Source organism: Pseudomonas sp. GW821-FHT01A09, from assembly GCF_058986725.1.
Genome location: NZ_JBYSWB010000010.1, coordinates 145,615 through 171,451 on the forward strand (window position 1 = coordinate 145,615; position 25,837 = coordinate 171,451).

Annotated in this window: 30 protein-coding genes and 1 pseudogene; 14 read left to right on the forward strand and 17 right to left on the reverse strand. The window is 61.8% G+C overall.

The window, feature by feature from the left end:
- Positions 1–63: 63 nt before the first annotated feature.
- Both AC3WJP_RS14125 and AC3WJP_RS14130 read right to left on the reverse strand, forming a co-directional pair.
- On the reverse strand, positions 64–750 hold the full coding sequence (locus AC3WJP_RS14125; protein ID WP_493723673.1) for an LrgB family protein: 687 nt from the start codon (positions 748–750) through the stop codon (positions 64–66).
- Positions 740–1,096, reverse strand: coding sequence for a CidA/LrgA family protein (locus AC3WJP_RS14130; protein WP_493723700.1), 357 nt, complete (start codon positions 1,094–1,096; stop codon positions 740–742). The genes AC3WJP_RS14125 and AC3WJP_RS14130 overlap by 11 nt, the downstream gene beginning before the upstream one ends.
- Between AC3WJP_RS14130 and AC3WJP_RS14135 the strand changes: the two are divergent.
- A pseudogene (locus tag AC3WJP_RS14135) lies at positions 1,070–1,591 on the forward strand (LysR substrate-binding domain-containing protein); the annotation flags it as partial. The gene AC3WJP_RS14130 and the pseudogene AC3WJP_RS14135 sit on opposite strands and share 27 nt — an antisense overlap.
- Here AC3WJP_RS14135 and AC3WJP_RS14140 read toward each other — a convergent pair.
- Positions 1,581–2,036, reverse strand: coding sequence for a flavodoxin (locus tag AC3WJP_RS14140; RefSeq protein WP_493723672.1), 456 nt, complete (start codon positions 2,034–2,036; stop codon positions 1,581–1,583). The pseudogene AC3WJP_RS14135 and the gene AC3WJP_RS14140 overlap by 11 nt on opposite strands.
- A 188-nt stretch (positions 2,037–2,224) precedes the next feature.
- Here AC3WJP_RS14140 and AC3WJP_RS14145 point away from each other — a divergent pair, with 188 nt between their 5' ends.
- Together AC3WJP_RS14145 and AC3WJP_RS14150 are read left to right on the forward strand one after the other, a co-directional pair.
- Positions 2,225–2,683, forward strand: coding sequence for a PAS domain-containing protein (locus AC3WJP_RS14145; protein ID WP_493723671.1), 459 nt, complete (start codon positions 2,225–2,227; stop codon positions 2,681–2,683).
- A gap of 62 nt (positions 2,684–2,745) precedes the next feature.
- The gene (locus tag AC3WJP_RS14150; protein WP_493723670.1) at positions 2,746–3,348 is read left to right on the forward strand and encodes a hypothetical protein; all 603 of its coding nucleotides are present in this window, start codon (positions 2,746–2,748) and stop codon (positions 3,346–3,348) included.
- A 17-nt stretch (positions 3,349–3,365) separates the two neighbouring features.
- On the opposite strand, the gene AC3WJP_RS14155 is transcribed toward AC3WJP_RS14150, so the two are convergent.
- Positions 3,366–4,313 (reverse strand): MerR family transcriptional regulator, encoded by a 948-nt coding sequence (locus AC3WJP_RS14155; protein WP_493723669.1) that lies wholly within the window; start codon positions 4,311–4,313, stop codon positions 3,366–3,368.
- A gap of 266 nt (positions 4,314–4,579) precedes the next feature.
- On the opposite strand from AC3WJP_RS14155, the gene AC3WJP_RS14160 reads away from it, so the two are divergent.
- The 5 genes from AC3WJP_RS14160 to AC3WJP_RS14180 all read left to right on the forward strand — a co-directional run bounded on the left by AC3WJP_RS14160 (position 4,580) and on the right by AC3WJP_RS14180 (position 7,347).
- Positions 4,580–5,161, forward strand: a complete 582-nt coding sequence (locus AC3WJP_RS14160) for an antibiotic biosynthesis monooxygenase (RefSeq protein ID WP_493723668.1) — start codon at positions 4,580–4,582, stop codon at positions 5,159–5,161.
- Positions 5,162–5,293: 132 nt separating this feature from the next.
- Positions 5,294–5,992, forward strand: coding sequence for a dihydromonapterin reductase (gene folM / locus AC3WJP_RS14165; protein ID WP_493723667.1), 699 nt, complete (start codon positions 5,294–5,296; stop codon positions 5,990–5,992).
- A 24-nt stretch (positions 5,993–6,016) separates the two neighbouring features.
- The gene (gene folE, locus AC3WJP_RS14170; protein ID WP_493723666.1) at positions 6,017–6,580 is read left to right on the forward strand and encodes a GTP cyclohydrolase I FolE; all 564 of its coding nucleotides are present in this window, start codon (positions 6,017–6,019) and stop codon (positions 6,578–6,580) included.
- Positions 6,581–6,952 carry a dihydroneopterin triphosphate 2'-epimerase gene (folX, locus tag AC3WJP_RS14175; protein ID WP_493723665.1) on the forward strand — a complete coding sequence of 124 codons (372 nt, stop codon included), beginning with the start codon at positions 6,581–6,583 and terminating at the stop codon, positions 6,950–6,952.
- A 98-nt stretch (positions 6,953–7,050) separates the two neighbouring features.
- Positions 7,051–7,347 (forward strand): DUF1244 domain-containing protein, encoded by a 297-nt coding sequence (locus tag AC3WJP_RS14180; protein ID WP_493723664.1) that lies wholly within the window; start codon positions 7,051–7,053, stop codon positions 7,345–7,347.
- A gap of 4 nt (positions 7,348–7,351) precedes the next feature.
- On the opposite strand, the gene AC3WJP_RS14185 is transcribed toward AC3WJP_RS14180, so the two are convergent.
- The 4 genes from AC3WJP_RS14185 to AC3WJP_RS14200 form a co-directional block, all read right to left on the reverse strand.
- On the reverse strand, positions 7,352–8,308 hold the full coding sequence (locus AC3WJP_RS14185; RefSeq protein ID WP_493723663.1) for a 2-hydroxyacid dehydrogenase: 957 nt from the start codon (positions 8,306–8,308) through the stop codon (positions 7,352–7,354).
- A 26-nt stretch (positions 8,309–8,334) separates the two neighbouring features.
- Positions 8,335–9,105, reverse strand: coding sequence for an SDR family oxidoreductase (locus AC3WJP_RS14190; protein WP_493723662.1), 771 nt, complete (start codon positions 9,103–9,105; stop codon positions 8,335–8,337).
- Positions 9,106–9,139: 34 nt separating this feature from the next.
- Positions 9,140–9,841: a fumarylacetoacetate hydrolase family protein gene (locus AC3WJP_RS14195; protein ID WP_493723661.1), complete on the reverse strand. Its 702-nt coding sequence runs from the start codon at positions 9,839–9,841 to the stop codon at positions 9,140–9,142.
- Positions 9,842–9,949: 108 nt separating this feature from the next.
- Positions 9,950–11,197 carry an MFS transporter gene (locus AC3WJP_RS14200; RefSeq protein WP_493723699.1) on the reverse strand — a complete coding sequence of 416 codons (1,248 nt, stop codon included), beginning with the start codon at positions 11,195–11,197 and terminating at the stop codon, positions 9,950–9,952.
- 549 nt (positions 11,198–11,746) lie between these two features.
- Here AC3WJP_RS14200 and AC3WJP_RS14205 point away from each other — a divergent pair.
- Both AC3WJP_RS14205 and AC3WJP_RS14210 read left to right on the forward strand, forming a co-directional pair.
- Complete coding sequence (locus AC3WJP_RS14205) at positions 11,747–12,661, forward strand: helix-turn-helix transcriptional regulator (RefSeq protein WP_493723660.1); 915 nt, start codon at positions 11,747–11,749, stop codon at positions 12,659–12,661.
- A 106-nt stretch (positions 12,662–12,767) separates the two neighbouring features.
- Positions 12,768–13,109, forward strand: a complete 342-nt coding sequence (locus tag AC3WJP_RS14210) for a HopJ type III effector protein (RefSeq protein WP_493723659.1) — start codon at positions 12,768–12,770, stop codon at positions 13,107–13,109.
- A gap of 215 nt (positions 13,110–13,324) precedes the next feature.
- Here AC3WJP_RS14210 and trxB read toward each other — a convergent pair whose 3' ends face one another.
- On the reverse strand, positions 13,325–14,290 hold the full coding sequence (gene trxB / locus AC3WJP_RS14215; protein ID WP_493723658.1) for a thioredoxin-disulfide reductase: 966 nt from the start codon (positions 14,288–14,290) through the stop codon (positions 13,325–13,327).
- Positions 14,291–14,464: 174 nt separating this feature from the next.
- On the reverse strand, positions 14,465–15,064 hold the full coding sequence (locus AC3WJP_RS14220) for a peroxiredoxin (RefSeq protein WP_493723657.1): 600 nt from the start codon (positions 15,062–15,064) through the stop codon (positions 14,465–14,467).
- Positions 15,065–15,359: 295 nt separating this feature from the next.
- Between AC3WJP_RS14220 and cysZ the strand changes: the two genes are divergently transcribed.
- Positions 15,360–16,094, forward strand: a complete 735-nt coding sequence (cysZ, locus tag AC3WJP_RS14225; protein ID WP_493723656.1) for a sulfate transporter CysZ — start codon at positions 15,360–15,362, stop codon at positions 16,092–16,094.
- Between the two features lie 96 nt (positions 16,095–16,190).
- On the opposite strand, the gene AC3WJP_RS14230 is transcribed toward cysZ, so the two are convergent.
- The gene (locus tag AC3WJP_RS14230) at positions 16,191–16,673 is read right to left on the reverse strand and encodes a glutathione peroxidase (RefSeq protein WP_493723655.1); all 483 of its coding nucleotides are present in this window, start codon (positions 16,671–16,673) and stop codon (positions 16,191–16,193) included.
- A 165-nt stretch (positions 16,674–16,838) separates the two neighbouring features.
- Positions 16,839–17,324: an FKBP-type peptidyl-prolyl cis-trans isomerase gene (locus AC3WJP_RS14235; RefSeq protein ID WP_493723654.1), complete on the reverse strand. Its 486-nt coding sequence runs from the start codon at positions 17,322–17,324 to the stop codon at positions 16,839–16,841.
- 187 nt (positions 17,325–17,511) lie between these two features.
- Here AC3WJP_RS14235 and pta point away from each other — a divergent pair, with 187 nt between their 5' ends.
- Together pta and yihG are read left to right on the forward strand one after the other, a co-directional pair.
- Positions 17,512–19,608 (forward strand): phosphate acetyltransferase, encoded by a 2,097-nt coding sequence (gene pta, locus AC3WJP_RS14240; RefSeq protein WP_493723653.1) that lies wholly within the window; start codon positions 17,512–17,514, stop codon positions 19,606–19,608.
- Positions 19,609–19,614: 6 nt separating this feature from the next.
- Positions 19,615–20,508, forward strand: coding sequence for a 1-acylglycerol-3-phosphate O-acyltransferase, YihG family (gene yihG, locus AC3WJP_RS14245; protein ID WP_493723652.1), 894 nt, complete (start codon positions 19,615–19,617; stop codon positions 20,506–20,508).
- 165 nt (positions 20,509–20,673) lie between these two features.
- Here yihG and groL read toward each other — a convergent pair whose 3' ends face one another.
- From groL to AC3WJP_RS14270, 5 genes are all read right to left on the reverse strand, one after another.
- Positions 20,674–22,317: a chaperonin GroEL gene (gene groL / locus AC3WJP_RS14250; RefSeq protein ID WP_493723651.1), complete on the reverse strand. Its 1,644-nt coding sequence runs from the start codon at positions 22,315–22,317 to the stop codon at positions 20,674–20,676.
- A 51-nt stretch (positions 22,318–22,368) separates the two neighbouring features.
- Positions 22,369–22,665 (reverse strand): co-chaperone GroES, encoded by a 297-nt coding sequence (locus AC3WJP_RS14255; protein ID WP_493723650.1) that lies wholly within the window; start codon positions 22,663–22,665, stop codon positions 22,369–22,371.
- Positions 22,666–22,919: 254 nt separating this feature from the next.
- A complete protein-coding gene (locus AC3WJP_RS14260; RefSeq protein WP_493723649.1) occupies positions 22,920–23,411 on the reverse strand; it encodes an FxsA family protein in 492 nt (163 codons plus the stop codon).
- A gap of 63 nt (positions 23,412–23,474) precedes the next feature.
- Positions 23,475–24,206 (reverse strand): HugZ family pyridoxamine 5'-phosphate oxidase, encoded by a 732-nt coding sequence (locus AC3WJP_RS14265; protein WP_493723648.1) that lies wholly within the window; start codon positions 24,204–24,206, stop codon positions 23,475–23,477.
- A gap of 126 nt (positions 24,207–24,332) precedes the next feature.
- On the reverse strand, positions 24,333–25,352 hold the full coding sequence (locus tag AC3WJP_RS14270) for a DUF481 domain-containing protein (RefSeq protein WP_493723647.1): 1,020 nt from the start codon (positions 25,350–25,352) through the stop codon (positions 24,333–24,335).
- A gap of 82 nt (positions 25,353–25,434) precedes the next feature.
- Here AC3WJP_RS14270 and AC3WJP_RS14275 point away from each other — a divergent pair, with 82 nt between their 5' ends.
- Entirely contained in the window at positions 25,435–25,791 is a 357-nt protein-coding gene (locus AC3WJP_RS14275; protein WP_493723646.1) for an MGMT family protein, read from the forward strand.
- The last annotated feature ends 46 nt before the right edge of the window (positions 25,792–25,837 follow it).

Genomic DNA, 25,837 nt, shown 5'->3' on the forward strand with positions numbered 1-25,837 from the left:
TGACCGATGGGTCTGCAGCGCCCTCAGGCCACTGCCACCTAGCGCACACCGCTGATCGGCGGATCAGATGATCGCGCCAAGCAACGGCGCGGCGAACAGATTGAGCAGGCCGGTCAGCACCATCACCAAGCCCGCGACCGAGCCCTCTTCGCTGCCCACTTCCTGCGCACGGCTGACGCCCGCGCCATGCGCGCCCACGCCAAACAAAGCGCCGCGCGCCAGCGGGCTGCGCAGCGGCAGCCACTTGAGCAGAATGCCACCGAGCATGGCACCGAAGACCCCGGTGAACAGCACGAATACCGCAGTCAGGTCCGGCAGTCCCCCCAGGTCGTGGGACAACGGCATGGCGAACGGCGTGGTGATCGAGCGCGGTACCAGCGAGAGCGCCACTGAGCTGTCGAGCGCCAGCGCCCGCGCCAGCCACCAAGAGCTGGCGATCGAAGCGCAACTGCCCACCAGCATACCCAGCAACAAGGCCAGCCAGTGCCGCACCAGCAATGCACGCTGCTGCCAGATCGGGATGGCGAACGCCACGGTCACCGGGCCCAGTACCAGCAGCAGCCAATGGGTACTGCTGGAATATTCGGCGTAGCCGGTATGCATCGGCACCGCGACCGCGAACAGCAGCGCCGGTACCAGAATCAACGGCGACAACAGGTAGCGGCGGGTACGTCGATACAGCCAGCGGCTGAACAGGTAGGCCAGCAGCGTCAGCGCCAGCCAGAACAGCGGCATGGGCTCAAGCGTCATGGCGCATCTTCCAGCGGCACACCGCGTCCACCGTGAACGCGGTCACCAGCATCACCAGCAAGGTGCTGACGCCGATCACCACGCCGATACGCAAGCCCTCCTGACGCAGCAAGGTGCCGTAATCGAGCATGCTCATCAGGGCCGGAATGAAGAACAACAGCATTTCAGCCATCAACAGCCCGGCACCCAGTTGCAGCGATGCGGGTTTGACCAGGTTGAAGGCGAACGCCAACAGCAGCAACCCCAGGCCGATCACGCCACCGGGAATGGGCCAATGAAACCACGCCGCCATTTGACCGCCGAACAGACATAGCGCCAGCAGGACGGTAGCCGGACTATCGAACAAGCGGTACTCAACGGTGAACTGGAACTGGGTGGCGCCCTGACATCGAACAACCCGGCGTTCGCCTCCCAGCCCTTCTGCGATGAACCACTCGACGCCCTGCTGCCCGCCGATCATCCCCTGGCCGGCAATCAGCACGTGCACCTCGCAGAATTGGCCGATACTCCGTTCCTGCTCTATCAACGCAGCTTCGTGCTCAACGACCGTTTACTGCAGGCGTGCCAGGCGGCTGGCTTCACGCCCAAGGAAGGTGGCCGCAGCGGCCAGGCGGACTTTCTTGCCGCGCTGGTGGCCGCTGGCCAGGGTGTAGTGCTGCTGCCCAGCGTGGTCGCCCGCGCATTGGTGCGCCCGGGGGTGATTCGCCTGCGGCTGGTGGAAGCCAGTCATTTGCGCTGGAACATCGCGTTCATCTGGCGCCAGGGTGCCTATCTGTCGCGGGCCGCCCAGGCCTGGCTGGAATTGCTGCGCGAGCGAGGGCTGACGCCGGTCAGCCCTTGAGCTGACCGATCAGCTCCTGCAGCCAAGGCTCGGCGTCGTCTTCCTGGTCGACCGTCTCGCTGGCATCCAGACGCAGCATCGGCTGCACTTCGGTTACCCCCAGCTCGGCGAACAGTTCACGAATGATCTCGCCACCGCCGCAATAGGTGTCATCGTAGCTGGCATCACCGAGGCCGATCACCGCGCCCGGCAGGCCGCGCAAGGCTGCCGGCAGTTGATCGCGAAGCTGCCCATAGAGGTCTTGCAGGCTGTCCGGCAGTTCCCCCAGGCCCGTGGTCGAGGTCACCGCCAGCAGCGCTTCGGGCGCAGAGCCCACCAAATCGTCCAGGGTGGCGCGAGGGCTATAGAACACCTCGAAACCTGCGGCCTTGAACAGCGACTCGGCGCGGCGGGCGACATCTTCGGCCACACCGTAGACGGAACCGGAAAACACAGCGACTTTCATGGCAGAGGTCCTGAAACGGATTAAACCCCAGATGATACCAGCTGCCCGGCACGACTTCGAATGGCCGCGCGCGCTAACGCTGGCGATGATTGCATCAAGCCATGATCCGAATGGCTGGTTGTTGCGTATGTTCTAGAATATCCACCCGGCACTGCCACAGGGGGCGAGGAAATGGAGCAAAATACTCGATGATCAACGCAAATCTGCTGCAACTCATGGTCGATGCCTCGAACGATGGCATCGTCATCGCCGAACAGGAGGGTGAGGACAACATCCTCATTTATGCCAATCCGGCCTTCGAGCGCCTGACCGGCTATTCGGCCAACGAAACCCTGTATCGCGACTGCCGCTTCCTGCAGAACGGCGAGCGGGACGATGTCGCCCTGCGCGCGGTGCGCGTGGCGATCGACAACGGCCAACCCAGCCGCCAGATACTGCGCAACTACCGTAAGGACGGCACCCCGTTCTGGAACGAACTGTCCATAACTCCGGTGCGCCACGACGGCAACCAGCGCAACTATTACATCGGCATTCAGAAGGATGTCAGCGACGTGGTGGCAGCTCGGGAGAGAATCGTCGAGCTGGAGCGCAGCCTCGAACAAGCGCACAAACGTATCGCGGAACTGGAAGGTGACCAGCGGCGGTAACAATTTTGATAAACTGCGGTCGAAATAGCCGACCTTCCGTCTTTTATCTGTTGAGCACGAGCATGCAATCTGACGCCCTCCTGACACAGGATGAGCTGGACTTCATTCAGACGATGCAACACAACCCGCAGCTGAACGTGCGTGATGCCACGGCCAGCCTGCTGGTCAATGGCGGTGTACAGATAAAGGACTTGCTGACCCGACTGGTAGCTCAGGATCACGTGACGATCCAGGCTCAATTCGAGAACCAGCAGATCAGCTTTCCGCTGCAACTGGTCGAAGACGAGTTTCATGCCCAGCATATCAAGCTTGGCGCGCCGACCATCTATGAGGACGGGCCGATGATCCGGCCGTGGCGCTTGACGCTGCCGACGCCAATCTCTCTCGAGGACGATGAGGGCAAACCGACGGGACTCTGGGCAAGGGAGCTGTCGTTCAACGGCATGCTCGTCGAAGCTCGCGACCGTGCGGCGCCGCCAGCGCTGTCGGCATGGTTCGCGCCCGACGGCTTCGGCGCCATGGCCATGAAAGGCAAACGCCAGCGCAAGACCGCCGACGGCCTGTTCGCATACAGCCTGCATGAAAATACCCCTCAGGAAACCGAGCGACTGCGGCAGTTCATCATGCAACAGCACCAGTTGAGCCATCCCGAACTGCACGCTTGATCAGCCAGCGCCAGGCCCTAAGTATCCAGGTGTCCCTCAAGGTACTGCAGCAGGCGGCGCTGCATCAGGCGCCCCTCGCCACCCAGGCACGCGATCTGCGTGCCGATCAGCGCTTCCTGCGCCAACTCTGAAGCCTCGCCCATCAACATCAACGGGCATTCGAGCGTCATCCCCAACTTGAGCAACTGGCGCGGTTGCTCGCCGTTGAGCGGCCGATGGGAAAACAACGCCAGGGCATGGGGCTGGATCTTCTCGCACACCAGGCTGAGCTCGTTCAAGGGCTGCCCCAACGCCAGCACGTGCACGTCCACCTGCGCCCCGGCCAACATCAAGCCTGCCACCAGGACTTCCAGCTCACGAGTCGGCCCGGGCATCGCGGCCACCACTATGATCCAGGCTTGACCATGCCCGCGCGTCAATTGCAGGCGCTGCAGCGCGCGGGCGCGCAGAAAGCTGTCGAGGAACAACCATTCGCTGGTATGGCCGTAGCCTTCCTGACGCCCCAGCAATGCCTGCCATACCGGCATCAGCACTTCCTGAAACGCCACGACCAGCGGATAGCTGGAGAACACCTGGCCGTAGATGCGCTCCAATTGCGGCTCATCGAACCCCGCCACCGCGCGACGGACCTGGGCCTGCCATTCGAGCCACTCGGCACGGGCGCCATTTTGTTCGGCGCTGTCGCTATGGGCGCCTTGAGTGCGGGCGAGAATCTTGCCGACCTTGCTCACCGCCACGCCGCGTTCGATCCACATCAATGCGGTACGCACGTTGTCGATATCGGCGCGCGAATACAAGCGATGCCCGCTTTCAGTGCGCGTCGGCTGGATCAGCCCGTAGCGCCGCTCCCAGGCCCGCAGGGTGACGGGATTGATACCAGTGACCCGCGACACCTCGCGAATCGGGAACAGCTCTTCGCTGTGCAGGACCTGGGCATCGCGAAGGTCGGAGGAGACATCAGTCATTGCGAGCAGAACCAAGGGGTGGCGGGTATCCGCACATTCTACCCTCCCCGGCGCCTGTGCAGGAAAGCGCGACGAATCTGTCGGCCTGTCCGATACCTGCTGCAACAGGGGGCACAATCCGGAATAATCCTTGCTTGTGTTTGTTGGCGTGATCGCCGATGGCCGCACTACCCGCCGCCGCCCTGACCTGAAACGCAGCCCATCACCCCGGCGCTGCGTTTTTTTGAGCCCTTATCCAGGACGCTCGATACGTACGGAGATACACCATGTCTACCTCACCCGTCACCCTCATGGTTGCGCGTCGCGCCGCCGAAGGTCACTACCAGGAACTGATTGCCTGGCTGCACGAAGGCGAACACCTGGCCACCGACTTTCCGGGCTATCTGGGTTCCGGTGTATTGGCTCCACCGCCCGACGACGATGAATTCCAGATCATCTTCCGCTTCGCCGACGAAGCGACCCTGCACGCCTGGGAGCACTCCGCCTCGCGCCAATCCTGGCTCAAACGTGGCAGCGGCCTGTTCGCCCAGCCCCACGAGCACCGCGTCGCCGGTATCGACGGTTGGTTCGGCAATGTCGCCCACCCCTCCCACCCACCGCGCTGGAAGCAGTCCGTAGCGGTATGGCTGGCGTTTTTTCCGGTCAATCTGACCTTCAATTTTCTGTTGGGTCACTGGCTCAACGAAATGGGCCTGGTGCCACGAATCATGCTCAGTACGCTGGTGCTGACGCCGATCATGGTGTTCTGGTTCATACCGCTGTCCACGCGCCTGCTGGCGGGTTGGCTGCATCCAACCCCGAAGCGCGAAGTAGCGCCTACCGTGCAGCCAGCGCCGTCATCGCGTTAAGGCGGCAACCGCCAAGGCGCCGACGCGCAGGGCAAGGTTGTACAAGATTGGCCAGTGGTATAACTTTGCTGGAAACCCCGTGTTATCCAGCCCATGGATGCCCCGGCCATCTTCGCGAACCACGAGCCCGACATGCCTGCCCCCGCCCCTATTCTGATCACCGGCGCCAGCCAGCGCATCGGTCTGCATTGCGCCCTGCGCCTGCTGGAACAGGGGCAGCCGGTGATCGCTACCTACCGCAGCGAACGTCCGGGCGTGCAGCAGTTGCAGGCCGCTGGCGCGCAGACACTGTTTGCCGACTTTGCTACCGAGGCCGGCATCGACGCCTTCATAGAAGCGCTCAAGGCCACTACCCCGACGCTGCGCGCCATTGTCCACAATGCATCGCTCTGGCTGAGCGACGACGCCGAGGACGCGCTACAGCGCATGCTTAACGTGCATCTGCGCGCGCCCTACCTGATCAACCTGCACTGCGCCGAGCTGCTGCAAAACGGCGGCCCGGCCGACATCATCCATATCAGTGACGATGTCACCCGCAAGGGCAGCGCCAACCACATAGGCTACTGCGCCAGCAAAGCCGGCCTCGACAGCCTCACCCTGTCGTTCGCCGCCCGCTACGCGCCGGCAATCAAGGTCAACGGTATCGCCCCCGCACTGATCCAGTTCAATGCCGATGACGATGCGGCGTATCGCGCCAAGGCTCTCGCCAAATCGGCCCTGGGCATCGAGCCCGGCGCCGAGGTGATCTACCAGAGCCTGCGCTATCTGCTCGACAACCCGTACGTCACCGGAACCACTCTGCCCGTCAACGGCGGCCGCCATCTGAAATAAAGCGCCCGCGAGGATGACCCTGCAATGACTTCCACTCTGCCGCATCACTACCGTGAAATCCTCAAGGAGCTGGGTGAAGACCCGGACCGCGAAGGCCTGCTCGATACCCCCAAGCGCGCTGCCAAGGCCATGCAGTACCTGTGTCACGGCTACGGCCAGACGGTCGAAGAGATAGTCAACGGCGCCCTGTTCGCCTCCGACAACGACGAGATGGTCATCGTCAAGGACATCGAGCTCTACTCGTTGTGCGAACATCACCTGCTGCCCTTTATCGGCAAGGCGCACGTGGCGTACATCCCCACGGGTAAAGTACTGGGGTTGTCGAAAATCGCCCGCATCGTCGACATGTTCGCCCGGCGCCTGCAGATTCAGGAGAACCTTACCCGCGAGATCGCCGAGGCGGTACAAGGCATTACCGCGGCGTCCGGCGTGGCGGTGGTGATCGAGGCCAAGCACATGTGCATGATGATGCGCGGCGTGGAGAAACAGAACTCGCTGATGAACACCTCGGTGATGCTCGGCGCGTTTCGCGACTCGAGCACCACGCGCCAGGAATTTCTGCAATTGATTCGACGGAGTAACGACTAGATGTCACCACTGGAGCCAGGCACCGCACGCATTCGGGTCAAGGACCTGCGCTTGCGCACGTTTATCGGCATCAACGAAGACGAGATCGTCAACAAGCAGGATGTGCTGATCAACCTCACCATCCTCTATGCGGCCCAGGAGGCCGTGCGCGATAACGATATCGATCATGCCCTCAACTACCGCACCATCACCAAGGCGGTGATCCAGCACGTCGAAGGCAATCGCTTCGCCCTGCTCGAACGCCTGACCCAGGAGTTGCTCGACCTGGTGATGCAGCACGAAGCCGTGCATTACGCCGAGGTCGAGGTGGACAAGCCCCACGCCCTACGTTTTGCCGAGTCGGTGTCGATCACCCTAGCCGCCCGGCGCTGATCGGTGTCGGGGCATTGCTGCCCCGGCCCGCGACTCTTATCATCGCGCCTTCCATTCACTTCAGCGCCGCCCGCGTCGCTGCACCCCGAGTAGCTAGCATGAACGATCAACAACGCCTGGAACTCGAAGCCGCCGCTTTCCGCCGACTGGTCGAACATCTGGGCAAGCGCACCGATGTACAGAACATCGACCTGATGAACCTCTCGGGTTTCTGCCGCAACTGCCTGTCCAAATGGTACAAGGCCGCCGCCGACGAGCGTGCCATCGGGGTCAGCCTCGATGACGCCCGCGAGGTGGTTTACGGCATGCCGTACAACGAGTGGAAAGGCCTTTATCAGAAAGAAGCCAGTGCCGAGCAGGCCGCCGCGTTCGCCAAAGGCAAACCCGAGGCGTAACGGATCAAGCCGTCACACTGTTGGCCGGGACCTTCCCGGCCAATGCATCGGCCAGACTCGCCAGGACCATTTCGCCCATGCGCGTGCGCGTCTGCACGGTCGCGCTGGCACGGTGCGGTTGCAACACCACGTTTTCACGGGCGAACAGGCTCTCGGGCACCCGCGGCTCATCGACGAACACGTCCAGACCCGCGCCAGCGATGGTACCGGTCTGCAAGGCCGCCAGCAGGTCAGGTTCGTTGACCAGCCGCCCACGGGCGACGTTGATCAGATAGCCTTCGGCGCCCAACGCTGCCAGCACCGCCGCATCGATCAGGCCCTCGGCCTTGTCGGCGGCGGCTGCAACGATGAGCGCATCGCTGCCCCGCGCCAGCTCGAGCAAGTCGGGCACGAAGGTGTGGGGCACGTCATCCATGGCCCGCAGGTCGGTGTAGCTGATCGGGCAACCGAACGCCGCGGCGCGCGTGGCCACCGCACGCCCTACCCGGCCCATGCCGACGATGCCCACGCGCAGGCCGCTGACCTGGCGAGCCAGGGGCAAAGGCGCCAGTGGCGTGGCCGTAGTTGCCCACTGACCGCTGCGCACATAGCGGTCGCTGGTGCACAGGCCCCGGCATACGCCGATCAGCAAGCCCATGGCGAGGTCGGCGACATCTTCGGTCAAAGCGCCGAGGGTAGCGGTGACATGAATGCCACGGTCGCGCGCATAGGCCAGATCCACCGCGTCGGTACCGACGCCATTGACCGCGACCACTTCCAGCCGCGGCAACTGCGCCATCACTTCCCGGGTGATACCGGTATGGCCGCCCGTGACCACCCCGCGCACGTTGGCCCCCACTTCACGCAGGTAAGCCGCCTTGTCGCTTTGCAGGTAATAGGGATGCACGTGGTATAGGGCTTCCAGCTGCTCACGCACATGGGGGATGAGGATCGGGCTGAGTTGCAGCACTTCAGGCTTCATGAACGAAATCTCCAGGCGAAAAGGGATCAGCCGCGACCCACGAAGGGCATGTTGGTGGCCATCACCGTCATGTTCAGCACGTTGGCCGACAGCGGCAGCGAGGCCATGTAGCGCACGGCGCCGGCGATGTGCTCGACATCGCACATCGGTTCGGTGGCCATGGTGCCGTTGGCCTGGCGCACACCCTTGGTCATGCGCTGGGAGAGCTCGGTCAGGGCATTGCCGATGTCGATCTGGCTGCAGGCGATGTTGAACTCGCGCCCGTCCAGCGCCAGGCTCTTGGTCAGCCCCAGCACGGCGTGCTTGCTGGCCGTGTACGGCGCGGTGAAGGGGCGCGGCGTGTGGGCCGAGATCGAACCGTTGTTGATGATGCGCCCACCCTGTGGCTGCTGGCGGCGCATGAGTTCGAACGCCCCGCGGCTGCACAGGTACACACCGGTGACGTTGGTGTTGATGACGTCCAGCCAGTTCTGCACTGGCAGTTCGTCCATCGGCACCGCCGGCGCGTTGATGCCGGCGTTGTTGAAGATCACATCCAGGCGGCCATAGACCTCCTCGACGGCGGCGAACAAGGCATCGACACTGGCTGGATCGCGGACATCGGTGGGGATGGCAATGGCTTCGCCGCCTTGGGCGCGGATCTCCTCGACCAGTGTGTGCAGCGGTTCAGGGCGGCGCCCGGCCAACGCCAGGCGATAGCCGTCGGCCATCAAGGCAAGGGTGACAGCGCGGCCAACGCCGCTGCCGGCACCGGTGACCAACGCGATTTTTGCGGAAGAATCAGTGTTATTGGACATTGTGATGACTCCTTGGCTTGAAAATGGTCTCGGTTCAGCGGATGGGCCGTGGGCCTACGCGCACTTGCAATTGGGCGATACCCTCGATGCCGGCGGCGACCAGATCGCCCGGCTGCAAGGGCTCTACGCCCGGGGGTGTGCCGGTCATGATCAAGTCGCCGGCCTGCAGACGCAGCGAGCGCGACAGCTGGCTGACCACCTCGGCGACGGACCAGATCTGCGCTTCAAGATCGGAGCGCTGACGCTCGACGCCATTGACCTCGAGCCACAGCGCCCCTTGCCGCGGATGACCGATACGCGCGCTGGGCACGATGGCGGTGACTGGCGCCGAGGCATCGAAGGCCTTGGCGGCTTCCCATGGCTGGCCGGCGGCCTTGGCGGCCATCTGCAGATCACGGCGGGTCATGTCCAGCCCGGCGGCGTAGCCCCAGACATGCTCCAGGGCGCGATCCTCGGGGATATCCTCACCGCCGGTGCCGATCGCCACGACCAGTTCGATTTCGGGACAGAACTCGTCGGTCTGCACCGGAAAGTCCACCCGCGCTTGCGCCTCGACCACGGCACTGGCCGGCTTCATGAAAAACAGCGGGAAGGTGCGCGGCGCAGCCACGGCGTCGCCCCACTGATAGTTGCGGCCCAGGCAGAACACCCGCGCCACGGGGAAGCGCTGAGTGCTGCCGGCCACCGGCAAGCTGCTCACGGCTGGGGGAGCAATCACATAGTCGTTCATTATCATTCCTTGGCTCGTTTGCGCTGCTGGTGACAGCCTAAGACATGCCACCGCGGCAAAGTTGGACGATGCGGTGAGGAAACTGGACTTATCCAAGTTCTTCGCCAAGGCGCATCAGCGCGCCTGCAGGACGATGCGGTGCAAGCGGCCGAGCAGCAGCGAATAGGACAGGCAACCGATCATGGCGACCCCACCGATGAACCAGAACGCCGCCGAGAAATTGCCGGTTTCATGCAGGATCCAGCCGATGACGATGGGCGTGACGATGCCGCCGATATTCGCCGCCAGGCTGGTGATACCACCGGTAAGCCCGATCAGCTCCTTGGGTGCCACCTCCGAGACGGCCGCCCAGGAGGCCGAAGCGATACCCTGGGCGAAGAACGCTACGCTCAGCACCGCAATGCACAGCACGTTGGAGTCGGTGAAGTTGACCAGCACGATCGACATGCCCAGCGCCGAGCCCACTACCAGCGGCAGCTTGCGGGCGAACGACAGACTGACGCCGCGGCGGATCAGCAGATCGGACACGATACCCGCCAGCAGGATGCCGACCGTGGCGCCGATAAACGGCAGGATCGCGAAAATGCCCACCTTGACCATGGTCAAGTGGCGCTCTTCGATCAGGTAGGTCGGGAACCACGTCAGGAAGAAATACAGCACCGAGGTATTGGCGAACTTGCCGATGCAGATCGCCCATACCTGGCGATAGCGGAACAGTTCGGTGATCTGCCGCCAGTTGAAGCGCGTGCGCTCCTGGCTGCTTTTGACCAGGCCACCGCCCTCTTCGATATAGGCGAGCTCTTGCGGGCTGACTTTCTTGCAGCTCAGTGGATCACGGTAGACATACAGCCAGAATATCCCGAACACGATGCCGACGATGCCGGTGCTGTAGAACACATGGCGCCAATCGTAGGTAGTCGCCAGCCACAGCAGCGCGCCGGTGAATAGCGCGGTGCCCAGATACTGCCCGCACACGTAGATGCTGCTGGCCAGACCGCGTTCCCGCGCCGGGAACCACACGGTGACCGCACGACTGTTGGCCGGGAAGGCTGGCGCCTCCATGGCGCCGATGGCCAGACGCAGGCCGAACAACGAGGCGAAGCCGCCGACCAGCCCCTGGCAAACGGTGACCGCCGACCAGGAAACCAGCGAGACGCCGTAGGTCACGCGCGAGCCGAAGCGGTCGGCGATAAAACCCGCCGGCACCAGGGCAAAGGCATAGGTCCAGGCGAAGGCCGAGAAAATCAGCCCCATCTGCACCTTGTCCAGCCCTAGGTCCTTGGCCATGAAGGGCGCGGCGATGGAGATGTTGACCCGGTCGACATAGTTGATGATGGTCGCTATCAGCAGCAGCGACAGCATGACCCAGCGCCGGCGTGTGGGCAGGCGCGTACTGGCCGTCGCGCGGCTTTCAGCGGTGTGTTCGCGATCATGGACAAGGGGCACGGCACCAGCTTGAACGCTGGCGCCAGAAGCCCGCAGAACGGGACCTTCGGGACGACTCGACATGATATTCCTCATTATTTTTATTGAGTATCAAGTGCTGGGGCTGGCTTGAAGAAACCGCCACAACATGCCCCTACGTTATCGTACAAGTACGCTAAATCAATCGATCGCTTATATCCTTTCATGCTGTAAAAGAGGGGCTGAACTACCAAGTGCAAAAATAATATCAGTGCAAAAAAGCGTATTGCCCACCGGATAATCGGGCGCAGTTATCGAGATAGAGCGGTAGTTCCCACTTTATGCGCCGAGCGATTCTTGGATTGAGCCGGCTGTCCGCCAGCACGAAAAGTTATCGGACAACCATGAATTAAATTTGCTGAATTCGCTTAAAAAACCGATTCAGGCACTCGAACGCCATCGCCGCTTCCCCTAACATGGTTGCCATACAAGAAAGGAAGCCTTTCCATGCAATTGACTTCTCGAGTGCCGACCTACGGCATGCAGCAACGTAGCGAACGGGCGGATTTTCATATCCGCGAGCAATTTGAACGCAGCGCCGAGCCTGGGCCTCATCGTCACGAATACTTTCAGATCCAGGTCAACCTGGGCGGCGACACCGTGCAGCTCATCGGCGGTATCGAACGCCCCTTCCCGCGCAATACCCTGGCTTTCATCCTGCCGCATCGCGTGCACTTCATCCCCCATCCGCTGGACGGCGAAGGCGTGGTGCTGAACTTCTCCCAGGAGTTCCTGCTGCCTCATCTGCATTGTGATCCACTCGATCTCGAAGACGTGTCGATTCAGCAGGCGCCGGAACTGTCACCATTTCGCTTTCAGCAGCAACTGGACTTCACCCTCGGCGACAGCGATTTCGCCGAGGTGATGGCTCTGTTGGAGCGGATGCGCGGGCTCGACAGCTCGCGCCAGTTCGGCACCCGTGAAGGGCTCAAGGGCTGCCTGCTGCAACTGATCGGCAAAGTCTGCCAGCTCTACGCCGAACCACTGCTGGGCCTGGCCGGCAGCAACGCCGCGCAGGCGAGCCGCCGCGACGCACTGGGGCGCATGACCGAGTACGTGCGCGAGCACCTCGCCGATCCCGAGCTGGATCTGAAAAAGGTAGCCGCAGCGACCTACCTCTCCCCCAACTACCTGACCCACTGGCTGCGCAAGGAAATCGGCAAGAGCTTCAGCGAGCTGGTGCTGGAACGGCGCATGCATCTGGCCCGTCAGCTATTGCTGAACGGCAGCAAACCGGTCGGGGAAATCGCCAGGCTGTGCGGCTTTGCCGACGAGGCGTATTTTTCTCGGCGGTTCCGTCATGCCCACGGTCTGCCGCCCGGTCAGTTCCGCCGTCAGCAGACGCAGGTGCAAGCGCCCTAGGCCGGGCGCAGTCATAAGCATTCATGGGCGTCGGCAAAAAAGTTAATATGGCTAACCGATTGAATACTTTCGTAAATATCCATGCGTTATCCAGGAGCCCAAGCCCATGACCGAAATCAACGCCTTTCGCGCCAGCCTCGAAACCGGTAGCAACCAATTTGCCGAGACCTTGGCGTTCGTCGCCGAGCATTACGATTACACCCCTCAGGCGTTCAGCAACGGCAGTCTCGACAATTCCGCCGGCCAGAACGAAGGTTCGTGCAAGACCATCGGCCTGGCGGTACTCGAGGGCTTCAGCGATCAGGAAGTACTGCTGGCTTTCGGCGAGCACTATCGCTCGGTCGTCGCCACACCCGAAGGCAGCGACCACGGCAACATCCGCAACTTGATCGCCCACGGCCTGGCCGGGGTGAAATTCGCCGGACAGCCGCTGAGCCGCAAAGGCTGAGCAACATTGCAGGCATGAAAAAACCGGCTTTCGAGGCCGGTTTTTTATTTGGGATAATTGCCAGCAGTACCGACGCATTCGCGGGCAAGCCTTGCTCCCACAAGCGTACACCTGTGGGAGCAAAGCTTGCTCGCGAAGCTCGTTCCTAAAGGCCTACACCTGTGGGAGCAAAGCTTGCTCGCGAAGTGGCCGGCAGCCCCGACGCCGATTCCGGATCAGGTGAACGTAGCGTTGGCCAAACCGTCCAGATAGCGCTCGACATCCAGCGCGGCCATGCAGCCGGCACCGGCCGAGGTGATCGCCTGACGGTACACATGGTCGGCCACGTCACCGGCCGCGAATACGCCTTCGACGCTGGTCGCCGTGGCGTTGCCTTCACGACCGCCGGCCACCACCATGTAGCCGTCCTTGAGGGCCAACTGACCTTCGAACAGCGAGGTGTTCGGGGTGTGGCCAATGGCGATGAACACGCCGTCGACCTTCAGCTCGCTCAGGCTGCCGTCGTTGTTCTTCAAGCGCGCACCGGTGACGCCCATGTTGTCGCCCAGTACTTCGTCCAGGGTCTCGTTGAGCTTGAGCTCGATCTTGCCCTCGGCCACACGGGCGTGCAGCTTGTCGATCAGGATCTTCTCGGCGCGGAAGGTCTCGCGGCGGTGGACCAAGGTCACCTTGCTGGCGATGTTGGCCAGGTACAGCGCCTCTTCCACTGCAGTGTTGCCACCACCGACCACGGCGACCGGCTTGTTGCGATAGAAGAAGCCGTCGCAGGTCGCACAGGCCGAGACGCCTTTGCCCATGAAGGTTTCTTCCGACGGCAGGCCCAGGTAGCGGGCGCTGGCACCGGTGGCGATGATCAGCGCGTCGCAGGTGTAGGTGCCGCTATCGCCCGTCAACGAGAACGGTTTGCCGGCGAGGTCGACGGAATTGATATGGTCGAAGACGATTTCAGTCTCGAAACGCTCGGCGTGCTCCTTCATGCGCTCCATCAGCACCGGGCCGGTCAGGCCGTGGACATCGCCCGGCCAGTTGTCGACTTCAGTGGTGGTGGTCAGCTGGCCGCCGGCCTGCATGCCGGTGATCAGCAGCGGTTTGAGGTTGGCGCGCGCGGCGTAGACTGCAGCGCTGTAACCGGCAGGGCCGGAACCGAGAATGATGACCCGCGAATGACGAACTTCAGACATGACACTCTCCTTTCGACCGGCCGTTGCATCGCCTGGGTCGCATCGCCGGATACCGGCGGAAAATAAAAAGGATCGACGCAGCACTTGGGGAAGGCTTTAGGTCGCCGATCCTGAAAACTGTAGCCATGCGCCTTTGAGGGCGCCATGGCGCAGGGGGTTCACAACAACTCGGCCTTACAGGCTGGAGGCGTTCTCGGCCAGGTAATCGGCAACGCCCTTGGCGTCGGCCTTCATACCTTTCTGGCCCGGGCGCCAGCCGGCCGGGCAGACTTCACCGTGCTGCTCGGTGAACTGCAGCGCCTCGACCAGGCGGACCATTTCGTCCACTTCACGGCCCAGCGGCAGGTTGTTGACCACTTGGTGCTGCACCACGCCTTGCTGGTCGATCAGGAAGGACGCGCGCAGGGCCACGCCGTCTTCGTGCTCGATGCCGTAGGCACGGGTGATCTCGTGCTTGACGTCAGCGACCATGGGGAACTCGACCGCGCCGATACCGCCCTTCTCGACCGGGGTACTGCGCCAGGCGTAGTGGGTGAACTGCGAATCGATGGAGACACCGACCACTTCGACGCCCAGCTCGCGGAATTTGCCGATGCGGTTGTTGTGGGCGATGATTTCCGAAGGGCACACGAAGGTGAAGTCCAGTGGCCAGAAAAACAGCACGACATACTTGCCCTTGAGCGAAGACAATTTGAAGCTGTCGACGATAGTGCCATCACCCAGCACGGCCGGCGCGTCGAAATCAGGGGCTTGTTTGTTGACCAGAATGCTCACGCTATCTCCTTGAGGCGGTGGCCTCGAAAGTTGATGGACTGAAGGGTTTGAAAGTTGATGAGCACAGCTTAACGAGGTGCAGGGCATTAGTGAAATACCCTTTCACAATTCCATCCATAGCGAAGGGCTATCCATGTGCTCTGGCTTATTGGCAAACTGAGCAAACCGCCACACCCATAAACTGTAGCGGGGGGGCTTGCCCCCGAAAAATGGATCATTCGCATTAATCCATCGGGTGCATTATTTTCGGGGGCAAGCCCCCCCGCTACAGGTCGCGTCTTCATCGGAGTTTCGAATGCCTCTCCCTGTACTGTCCGGCCCCGGCTATCTGCGCGAGGGCCTCAAACTGGTCCTGAGTCCGGGCCTGCGAATGTTCGTGCTGATGCCGCTGCTGATCAACCTGGTCCTGTTCGTCGGCCTGATCTATTTTGCCGGGCACGAATTCAGGCTGTGGGTCGACGCCTTGATGCCCAGCCTGCCCCACTGGCTCGACTTCCTCAGTTATATCCTCTGGCCCTTGTTCGTGGTGCTGGTGGCGTTCATGGTGTTTTTCACCTTCACCATGCTGGCCAACGTCATTGCCGCGCCGTTCAATGGTTTTCTGGCGGAAAAGGTCGAGGTGGTGGTCACCGGCAAGGATGAATTTCCGGCGTTCAGCCTCGGTGAACTGGTCGAAATGGTCCCGCGTACCTTCTCCCGGGAAATGCGCAAGCTCGGCTATTACCTGCCGCGCGCGGCCGGCCTGTTGATCCTGTCGTTCATCCCTGTGGTCAACATCATCGCCGCGCCGCTGTGGCTGCTGTTCGGGGTGTGGATGATGGCGATCCAGTACATCGACTACCCGGCGGACAACCACAAGATGAGCTGGCAGGACATGCTCGCCTGGCTGCGGCACAAGCGCTGGCAGAGTTTGAGTTTCGGCGCGATTGTGTATCTGGTGCTGCTGATACCGCTGGTCAACGTGTTGATGATGCCAGCGGCGGTGGCAGGTGCGACCTTGTTCTGGGTGCGGGAGCGTGGTCGAGCCTGATGTAGCGAGGGGGCTTGCCCCCGATCAGGGGTGTCAGTCAGTGCATTTCTGACGGGGATATTGTATCGGGGGCAAGCCCCCTCGCTACAGGGAGTTTCAAGCCAGGGCTTTTTCGATTGCCGTGATGATGGCTGGGTCGTCGGGCGTTGTCCGCGGCGAGAAACGCGCCAGCACGCGGCCGTCCTTGCCCACCAGAAATTTCTCGAAGTTCCAGGTGATATCGCCGGGGAACTCGGCGCCCTCGCCCGCCAGCAGGCGATACAGGGAATGGCGCTGGGGGCCGTTGACCTCCAGCTTGCTGCCCAGGGGAAAGGTGACCCCGTAATTGACCGAGCAGAATGCCTGGATATCGGCTTCGGTACCCGGCTCCTGGCCGGCGAACTGATTGCAGGGCAACCCCAGAATGCTGAAACCTTGATCGCGGTACTTCAGGTAAAGGCTCTCCAGCCCCGCGTACTGAGGCGTGAGCCCGCACTTGGAGGCCACGTTCACTACCAATACCACTTTGCCCTTCAGTGGCGCCAGCGACAGCTCAGTGCCGTCCAGCGCCTTGAGCTTGAGTTCATGAAATGCACTCATGGAGTTATCCCCTGTTCGAATCCCGTCACGGCCCGCGAGCCTGTCCTTTCGAGCAACACTAACAGACTGAAAAGGCGCCCGTCCAAGCCCTTGGCTCACCGTATCAAGGGTGGCGCGGAACTCGAACGGGCGCCTTCGCGGCTACCCTTGAGCTTAGCAGCTCAATCAGTGGTGATGACCACCTTCGCCGTGCACGTGACCGTGAGCGACTTCTTCCTGGCTGGCATCACGAATGTCGACGATCTTGACCTGAAAGTTCAGGCGCTGACCGGCCAACGGGTGGTTGCCGTCGACGGTGACGTCATCACCGTCCAGATCGCGGATGGTCACGATCTGCATCTGGCCATCGGGCGCCGAGGCGTGGAACTGCATACCGACTTCCAATTCGTCGACACCTTCGAACATGCTGCGGCTCAGGGTGCTGACCAGTTCGGCCGAGTACTCGCCGTAGGCATCCTCAGGCTCGATGGCAACGGTGAGTTCGTCACCTACATCCTTGCCAACGAGAGCTTTTTCCAGACCCGGAATGATATTACCTGCACCGTGCAGGTAGACCAGCGGCGCGCCGCCGGCGGAGCTGTCGATGACCTCACCAGCGTCGTTGGTGAGGGTATAGTCGATAGAGACAGCCTTGTTAGCGGCAATCGGCATGGGCGAGACCTTTACGAAAGAATGTAGAACGACCAAGTGTAACCAAGCATCCGCCCGAAAGCGAACGGAACACTGACAGACGGGGCCACTCGAAAACCCCGTCCATTGTCGATACCCTTGGCGACGGATCCCGCGATCGGCGACCTATACGCCGACGCCTGTGCAGTGCTGACCCCGAGATGATCGCATGCAAACATTTTTTCTCGCGCCGACCGATTTTGGCGTAGGCCTGACCTCCATCAGTCTCGGACTGGTCCGCAGCCTGGAACGTGCTGGGCATAAAGTGGGCTTCTTCAAGCCCATCGCCCAGCCTCACCCTGGCGATACCGGCCCCGAGCGCTCCACCGAACTCATCGCCCGCACCCACGGCCTGCGCCCGCCCAAACCGCTGGGCCTGGCTCATGTCGAGCGCATGCTGGGCGATGGCCAGCTCGATGAACTGCTCGAAGAAATCATCACCCTTTATCAGGAAGCCGCCATCGGCAAGGACGTGCTGATCGTCGAAGGCATGGTCCCCACCCGCAGCGCCAGCTACGCGGCCCGGGTCAATCAACACCTGGCCAAGAGCCTCGATGCCGATGTGATTCTGGTGGCAGCGCCGGATGGCGACGTGCTGGCCGAGCTGTCCGGCCGCGTGGAATTGCAAGCGCAGCTGTTCGGCGGCCCAAGGGACCCGAAGGTGCTAGGCGTGATCCTCAACAAGGTGCGCACTGATGAATCCCTCGAGGTGTTCACCACCCGCCTCAAGGAACATTCCGCCCTGTTGCGCAGCGGCGAATTCCGAGTGCTCGGCGCCATTCCCTTCCAGGCCGACCTCAACGCCCCGCGCACCCGCGACGTCGCCGAACTGCTCGGCGCCCAGGTGATCAACGCCGGTGATTTCGAAGTGCGGCGCATGGCCAAGATCATCATCTGTGCGCGCACCGTCCTCAACACCGTGCCGCTGCTCAAGCCCGGCGTGCTGGTGGTCACGCCTGGGGATCGCGACGACATCCTCCTGGCGGCCAGCCTGGCCTGGCTCAACGGCGTGCCCCTGGCGGGGATCCTGCTGACCAGCGACTCGCTGCCCGACCCGCGCATCATGGAGCTGTGCCGCGGCGCCCTGCAGAGCGGCCTGCCGGTGTTGTCGGTGAGCAGCGGCTCGTACGACACCGCCACCCAGCTCAACCAGCTGAACAAGGAAATCCCCATCGACGACCGTGAGCGAGCGGAGATCATCACCGACTTCGTCGCCAGCCATCTGGACTCCAACTGGCTGCACCAGCGCTCCGGCACGCCGCGGGAAATGCGCCTGTCACCGGCCGTGTTCCGCTATCAGTTGATCCAGCGCGCGCAGCAGGCCAACAAGCGCATCGTCCTGCCCGAAGGCGCCGAGCCCATGACCGTGCAGGCCGCCGCCATCTGCCAGGCCCGCGGCATCGCCCGTTGCGTGTTGCTCGCCAAGCCTCAGGACGTGCACGCCGTGGCGCGCGCCCAAGGCATCGAACTGCCTGAAGGGCTGGAAATCCTCGACCCGGACCTGATCCGCGGGCGCTATGTCGAGCCCATGGTCGAACTGCGCAAGAGCAAGAACCTCAACGCCCCAATGGCCGAGCAGCAGCTGGAGGACCCGGTGGTGATCGGCACCATGATGCTGGCACTTGATGAAGTCGACGGTCTGGTGTCCGGGTTGATCCACTCCACGGCCAATACCATTCGCCCGGCCCTGCAGTTGATCAAGACCGCACCCGGTTGCACGCTGGTGTCCTCGGTATTCTTCATGATGTTTCCCGAAGAAGTGCTGGTGTACGGCGATTGCGTGATGAACCCCCACCCTAGCGCCAGCGAACTGGCCGAGATCGCCCTGCAAAGCGCCGACTCCGCCCAGGCGTTCGGCATCCCTGCGCGGGTGGCCATGATCAGTTATTCGAGCGGGCATTCGGCCAGCGGCGAAGAGGTAGAGAAGGTCCGCGAGGCGACCTTGCTGGCCAAGGAAGCCCAGCGCGAACTGCTGATCGACGGCCCGCTGCAATACGATGCCGCCGCCAACGAGCACGTCGCCCACCAACTGGCGCCCGACAGCCCCGTGGCCGGGCGCGCCACGGTGTTCGTGTTCCCGGACCTCAACACCGGCAATACCACCCACAAGGCGGTGCAGCGCAGCGCCGACTGCGTCAGCCTCGGGCCGATGCTGCAAGGCCTGCGCAAGCCGGTCAACGACCTGCCACGGGGCGCTCAGGTGGACGACATCGTCTACACCATCGCCCTCACCGCGATACAGGCCAACCGCGTCTTGGAGCTTTAGGATTCTATGCTGGCATTTCTTCCCGGCCCGGTGCGCGGCACTGTCGCCGCGCTGATTCTGGCGCTCAATACCATTCTCTGCTGCACGCCGCTGTTCGTGGTGGCGCTGTTCAAGGCCATCGTGCGCGTGCCGGCGGTACAGCACGGGTGCGACCGCCTGCTGCGCTTCATTCACGAAAGCTGGATCAACAACAATCGCATATGGGTCGACCCGGTGCAGTGGCATGTCAGCGGCTTGCAGGGGCTCGATTACAGCCATTCTTACCTGGTCACCAGCAACCACCAGAGTTGGGTCGACATCATGGTCCTGCAATACCAGCTCAACCGGCGGGTGCAGCCTTTGAAATTCTTCCTCAAGCAGGAGCTGATCTGGGTGCCTGTCATCGGTCTGGCGATGTGGGCGCTGGGGTTTCCGTTCATGAAGCGCTACACCAAGGCGTATCTCGAGAAACACCCGGAAAAGAAGGGCAAGGACCTGCAGACCACCCGCCGCACCTGCGCGAAGTTTCGCCATCAGGCCACCGGCATCTTCAATTTCGTCGAAGGTACGCGCTTTACCGAGGCCAAGCATGCCCACCAGCAGTCGCCGTTTCGCTACCTGCTCAAGCCCAAGGCTGGCGGTATCGCCTTTGTGCTCGACGCCATGGGCGAGCAGTTGCAGTCGCTGGTCAATGTGACCATTCACTACCCGCAGGGCAGGCCGGGGTTCTGGGACATGTTGTGTGGGAAGGTGCCGCAGATCGTGGCGCAGTTCGAAGAGGTGGCGATTCCGACCGAGTTCATTGGCAAGAGCTACGACCAGGATATGCAGTATCGCCAGGCGTTTCAGCAGTGGATCAATCAGCTGTGGCTCGACAAGGATGAGCGGCTGGAGGCGTTGCACCGCCAATATCCACGCTAACCTGTAGCGAGGGGGCTTGCCCCCGATACGGTGCATCAGGCACTAATGGGGTGCCTGACACACCCTATCGGGGGCAAGCCCCCTCACTACAGAGACGGATCAACCGCCAGGCAAAAAAAATCCCGCACGAGGCGGGATTTTTTATTCAGCAGGCTGAAGCGGCGATTACATCATGCCGCCCATGCCACCCATGCCGCCCATGTCTGGCATGCCGCCGCCAGCTGGAGCGTCTTCCTTGATCTCGGCGATCATGGCTTCGGTGGTGATCATCAGGCTGGCGATCGACGAAGCGGCCTGCAGCGCCGAACGAGTCACTTTCGCTGGGTCCAGGATACCCATTTCGATCATGTCGCCGTATTCGCCGGTAGCGGCGTTGTAGCCGTAGTTGCCACGGCCCTGCTTGACCTTGTCCACTACCACGCTTGGCTCGTCGCCGGAGTTGGCAACGATCTGACGCAGTGGCGCCTCGACCGCACGACGCAGCAGAGCGATACCGACGTTCTGATCAGCGTTGTCGCCTTGCAGAGCGGAGATAGCCAGCAGCGCGCGAACCAGAGCGACACCACCGCCAGGCACCACGCCTTCTTCGACGGCAGCACGGGTAGCGTGCAGGGCGTCTTCAACGCGGGCTTTCTTCTCTTTCATTTCGACTTCGGAGCCAGCGCCGACCTTGATCACTGCAACGCCGCCGGACAGCTTGGCCAGACGCTCTTGCAGTTTTTCACGGTCGTAGTCGCTCGAAGTGTCGGCAACCTGCTGACGGATCTGAGTGACGCGGGACTGGATGTCCACTTCAACGCCAGCACCGTCGATGATGGTGGTGTTTTCTTTGGACAGGATCACGCGCTTGGCGTTACCCAAGTGCTCCAGGGTGGTGCTTTCCAGGCTCAGGCCGATCTCTTCGGAGATAACGGTACCGCCAGTCAGCACAGCGATGTCCTGCAGCATGGCCTTGCGACGATCACCGAAGCCAGGCGCCTTGACGGCAGCAACCTTGACGATACCGCGCATGTTGTTCACGACCAGGGTCGCCAGGGCTTCGCCTTCGACGTCTTCCGCCACGATCAGCAATGGACGGCCGGCTTTGGCAACGGCTTCCAGCACTGGCAGCATTTCGCGGATGTTGGAGATCTTCTTGTCGACCAGCAGGATCAGCGGGCCGTCGAGCTCGGCGACCATGGTGTCTGGCTTGTTGACGAAGTACGGGGACAGGTAGCCGCGGTCGAACTGCATGCCTTCAACGACCGACAGTTCGTTTTCCAGGCCCGAGCCTTCTTCAACGGTGATCACGCCTTCTTTACCGACTTTTTCCATGGCTTCGGCAATGATTTCACCGATGGAGCTGTCGGAGTTGGCGGAGATGGTACCGACCTGAGCGATGGCCTTGGAGTCGGCGCATGGCTTGGACATAGCCTTCAGCTCTTTGACGATGGCGATGGTCGCCTTGTCGATGCCGCGCTTGAGGTCCATCGGGTTCATGCCGGCAGCGACGGCTTTCAGGCCTTCGTTGACGATCGACTGAGCCAGTACGGTCGCAGTGGTGGTACCGTCACCAGCGTCATCGTTGGCACGGGAGGCAACGTCTTTGACCAGCTGCGCGCCCATGTTTTCGAAGCGATCTTTCAGCTCGATTTCTTTGGCGACGGAAACGCCGTCCTTGGTGATGGTCGGAGCGCCGAAGCTCTTCTCGATGATGACGTTACGGCCTTTAGGGCCCAGGGTCGCTTTTACCGCGTCAGCCAGAACGTTGACACCGGCGAGCATCTTTTTGCGGGCGGAGTCGCCAAACTTTACTTCTTTAGCAGCCATGATCGAATTTCCTTGAATACGGTAAGTAAGGGGAAGATGCCAGGAGGCCTATCAGCCTTCGATAACAGCGAGGATTTCGTTCTCGCTCATTACCAGCAGGTCTTCGCCGTCGACTTTTACGGTGTTGCTGCCGGAGTAAGGGCCGAACACGACCTTGTCACCCACTTTCACGGCCAGCGCACGTACTTCACCGCTGTCCAGCACTTTGCCGGTACCTACAGCGACGATTTCGCCACGGTTCGGTTTTTCGGCGGCCGAACCTGGCAGAACGATACCGCCAGCGGTTTTGGATTCTTCTTCACTGCGACGGATGACGACGCGGTCATGCAGAGGACGAAGCTTGCTCATTGTCGATCTCTCCTAATTGTGCTTTTCATCGGCCAGTGGGATCACCGGCGGTTGGTTCGGTCCGGCGTTGCCGGTCGCGGCTCGATGGGCGAGACGCGGAATTTGTCCGGCATCAATGCCGGAAACCTTTCGGTGACCCATACATAAGGTCGCGGCAAACGATTACAAGGGCAGCGCTACAATTTTTTTCGTTTTCAGAGGTCTGCAACGCAAACGGCCCCCGTAGGAGCCGTCTGAAAAATCGTCAAAGCGGATCAGTGATCGCGGCGTTCGAAATCGCCCTCGATCACCTCGCCTTCGATGACTTCCGGCTGACGCCGCGCCTGGGCGCCCGGCCCTGCCGTTGGACCGCGCGATTGCAGGTCATCGGCGAACGCCCGTTGGCGCATTGCCTGGGCCTGGGCGCGGGTACGGATCTTGCGCGCCAGGATGTTACGGGTAAACGGCATCAGGCATATGACGCCCAGTACGTCGCTGATAAAGCCGGGCAGCAGCAACAGACCACCCCCGATGGCGAACATCAGGCCATCGAACACCTGATCGGCGGGCATCTCGCCGCGCTGCAACGCTTCACGGGTGCGCAGCACCGTGGCCAGCCCGGCCAGTCGCATGACCATCACACCCAAGGCCGAGCCGATGATGATCATCAGCAAGGCTGGAAAGAAGCCGATCGCGGTGCTGACTTTGAAAAACGTATACAGCTCGAGCACCGGGAACAGCAGAAACAACACTAAAAAGGCACGCATCAAGGTTTCCTCTACGCAAGAACACTTGCAGTAGACCGTAGATGGCGTCGATAAATCGTGAATTCAAGCGTCAGCGGTCTCGCGCCCCGGCCATTGCTCGGCGTGAGCCAGAGAAACCAGGGCCTCGCGGACTTGTATCGGCGTATTACAAGGCGCCGCGAACGGCAGCCACCAGAGACCCTGACCGATGCGCAGGTGCATCCCTTCGCTGTCGATCCCGGCCAGCACCGCCGGCTCGTCATCCGGCAGTCCGGCCAGCGTCACATAGTGGGCGATGGCCTTGGCGTGGTCGGCATTCATGTGCGCAACCATGCCGGTCTCGACCTTGCCGACGAAAGGATTGGCGAGCGTGACGTCGTCGAGCCAATGGATGGCGCCGAAGCCGCCGATATAGCGATGGCGAACCGGCGTCAGCACCCAGAAATCGAAATCATGGGCCTGATGGTAGCTCTGCGAGTCGGGGAAGAACTGGTAGTAGCGGGTTGCTGCTGCCTCGATCGCTGCCGGATCGCTCAGCTTGCTCGCTTCGGCCAGTACGGTCAGGCGTCCTACCGCCTGGACGTCCTCGGCGCCGCGCTCGCTCACCAGCAGCGAGCACTTGGGGTCGAGGGTGAGGTTATGCGTGTGCTGGGCGATACGACTGATCAGGATCAGCGGATTGCCATCGGCATCCAGGCAATAAGGCACTACCGAGCCGAAGGGGAATCCGGGCATGGCCTTGGAATGGGTCGACAGTACGCCGCGATAATCCTTGAGCAGCAATTCGCGGGCTTGCTTGGTGGCTTTGGCGCTCATCGCAAGAAGCTCCTCCTGAATAATGTAGCGAGGGGGCTCGCCCCCGATTCGGTGTATCAGCCATGGAGATGTTGACTGGTCTACCGGATCGGGGGCAAGCCCCCTCGCTACAGAAGGCGCGTGTGCTTACCAGGTCACACCCAGGCCCGCGGTGTAACGGGTGGTGTTGAGGTCGCTGTTGGAGGTACCGGACACCTGGTCCTTCTCGGCCTTGAGATTGAGCGAGGCCCATTCGGTCAATTTGTAGCGCAGACCGATGTCGGCATCCAGGCTGTAGGTCGCGGTGTTGTCCAGCGGCCGGCCGAGCTCGCCGGTGGTGAAGAATTGCACCGTCTTTCCGATCAGATAACGGCTGTAATCCCACTTCACTGCCGTCGAATAGAAATTGACCTGGCTGCCATCGCTGTAGCGGTAATCGGTGCGGTTGAGCAAGCCGGTCAGCGAGAACGCGCCTAGCTCGTCATCCCAGAACTGGTAGCCCGGGCCGGTACCGACCGTGCGCTGACGCTCCAGATCTTCGACGTGGTCACTCTTGTAGTCCACGCGTCCCTGCCAGAACCATTTGTCGGTAATGAAGCGGTCCAAGGCGTACTCGGCGCTCCAGTTGTCGGTGGTAGTAATGCCATCCTGGGATTCGCGGTTGTACTCACCCGTGGCATTGTGGCGCCACTTGCCGTGGCGGGCCTGGGTCTTGAAGGCGATGTTGTAGTCATCGGTATCGGTGTCGGCGCGCTTGAAGTCCAGCGCCAGATCGACGTTGCCGGTGACGGTCAGATCTTGAATGATAGGTTTGGGCTTCATGATCTGCTGGATGCTGGCGATAGGCACCGTCTTCGGCGCTTCGCCATTTTCGAGGGTGACCTTGCCTTCGTCGGAGGCCTTGATCGACTTGGCCTTCTCGCCGGTGTAGGCGTCCTGCTTGACCAGCAGTTCCTGGTCGCTCTGCAGGGTCTTGACCTGCTTCATGTCTATGGGGATCGAGCCGCCGTACGGGGTGTCGAGCATCAGCTTGCCGCCGTCGAACACCTTGATCGTCCCGGTCAGACGGTCACCGTTCTTCATCCAGACGGTGTCAGCCAAGGCAGCGGAAGATGCAGAAAAGGCAGCGACGCAGAGAAGTGTTCTTTTCAACGTAGGTGTCAACATAGGCGGTATCAGGGCTCTTGGCTCACGAACTGTTGATGTCACAATTCGTTTCAGTGATGGCAGAACAAGGACAGACTTGCTAATGATCGATGAGTTCCCTGATTTCTCCGGGCAATCCCCGATCGATGGCCCGGCACAACGGCGCGAGGCGCTCTACGTCACGCTGGCGGCAGTGCCTGCGGGCCATGTCGTGAGCTACGGCCAACTGGCTGAATTGGCTGGCCTGGGCCGGGCCGCGCGCTGGGTCGGGCGCACGTTGAGCCAGTTGCCGCAAGGCAGCGCCCTGCCCTGGCACCGTGTGGTAGCCGCCGGCGGCCGCCTGAGCCTGCCCCTCGGCAGCCCGAGCGGCGACGAGCAAAGGGCGCGATTGCGCAGCGAGGGCCTTCAGATAATGAATAATCGTGTGGATATTGCTCGCCATGGCTGGCGCCCGATGTAGCAGTACGGTTAGAGTGCGCGCTTTGTTTTCGCACTTTTGAGGCAGA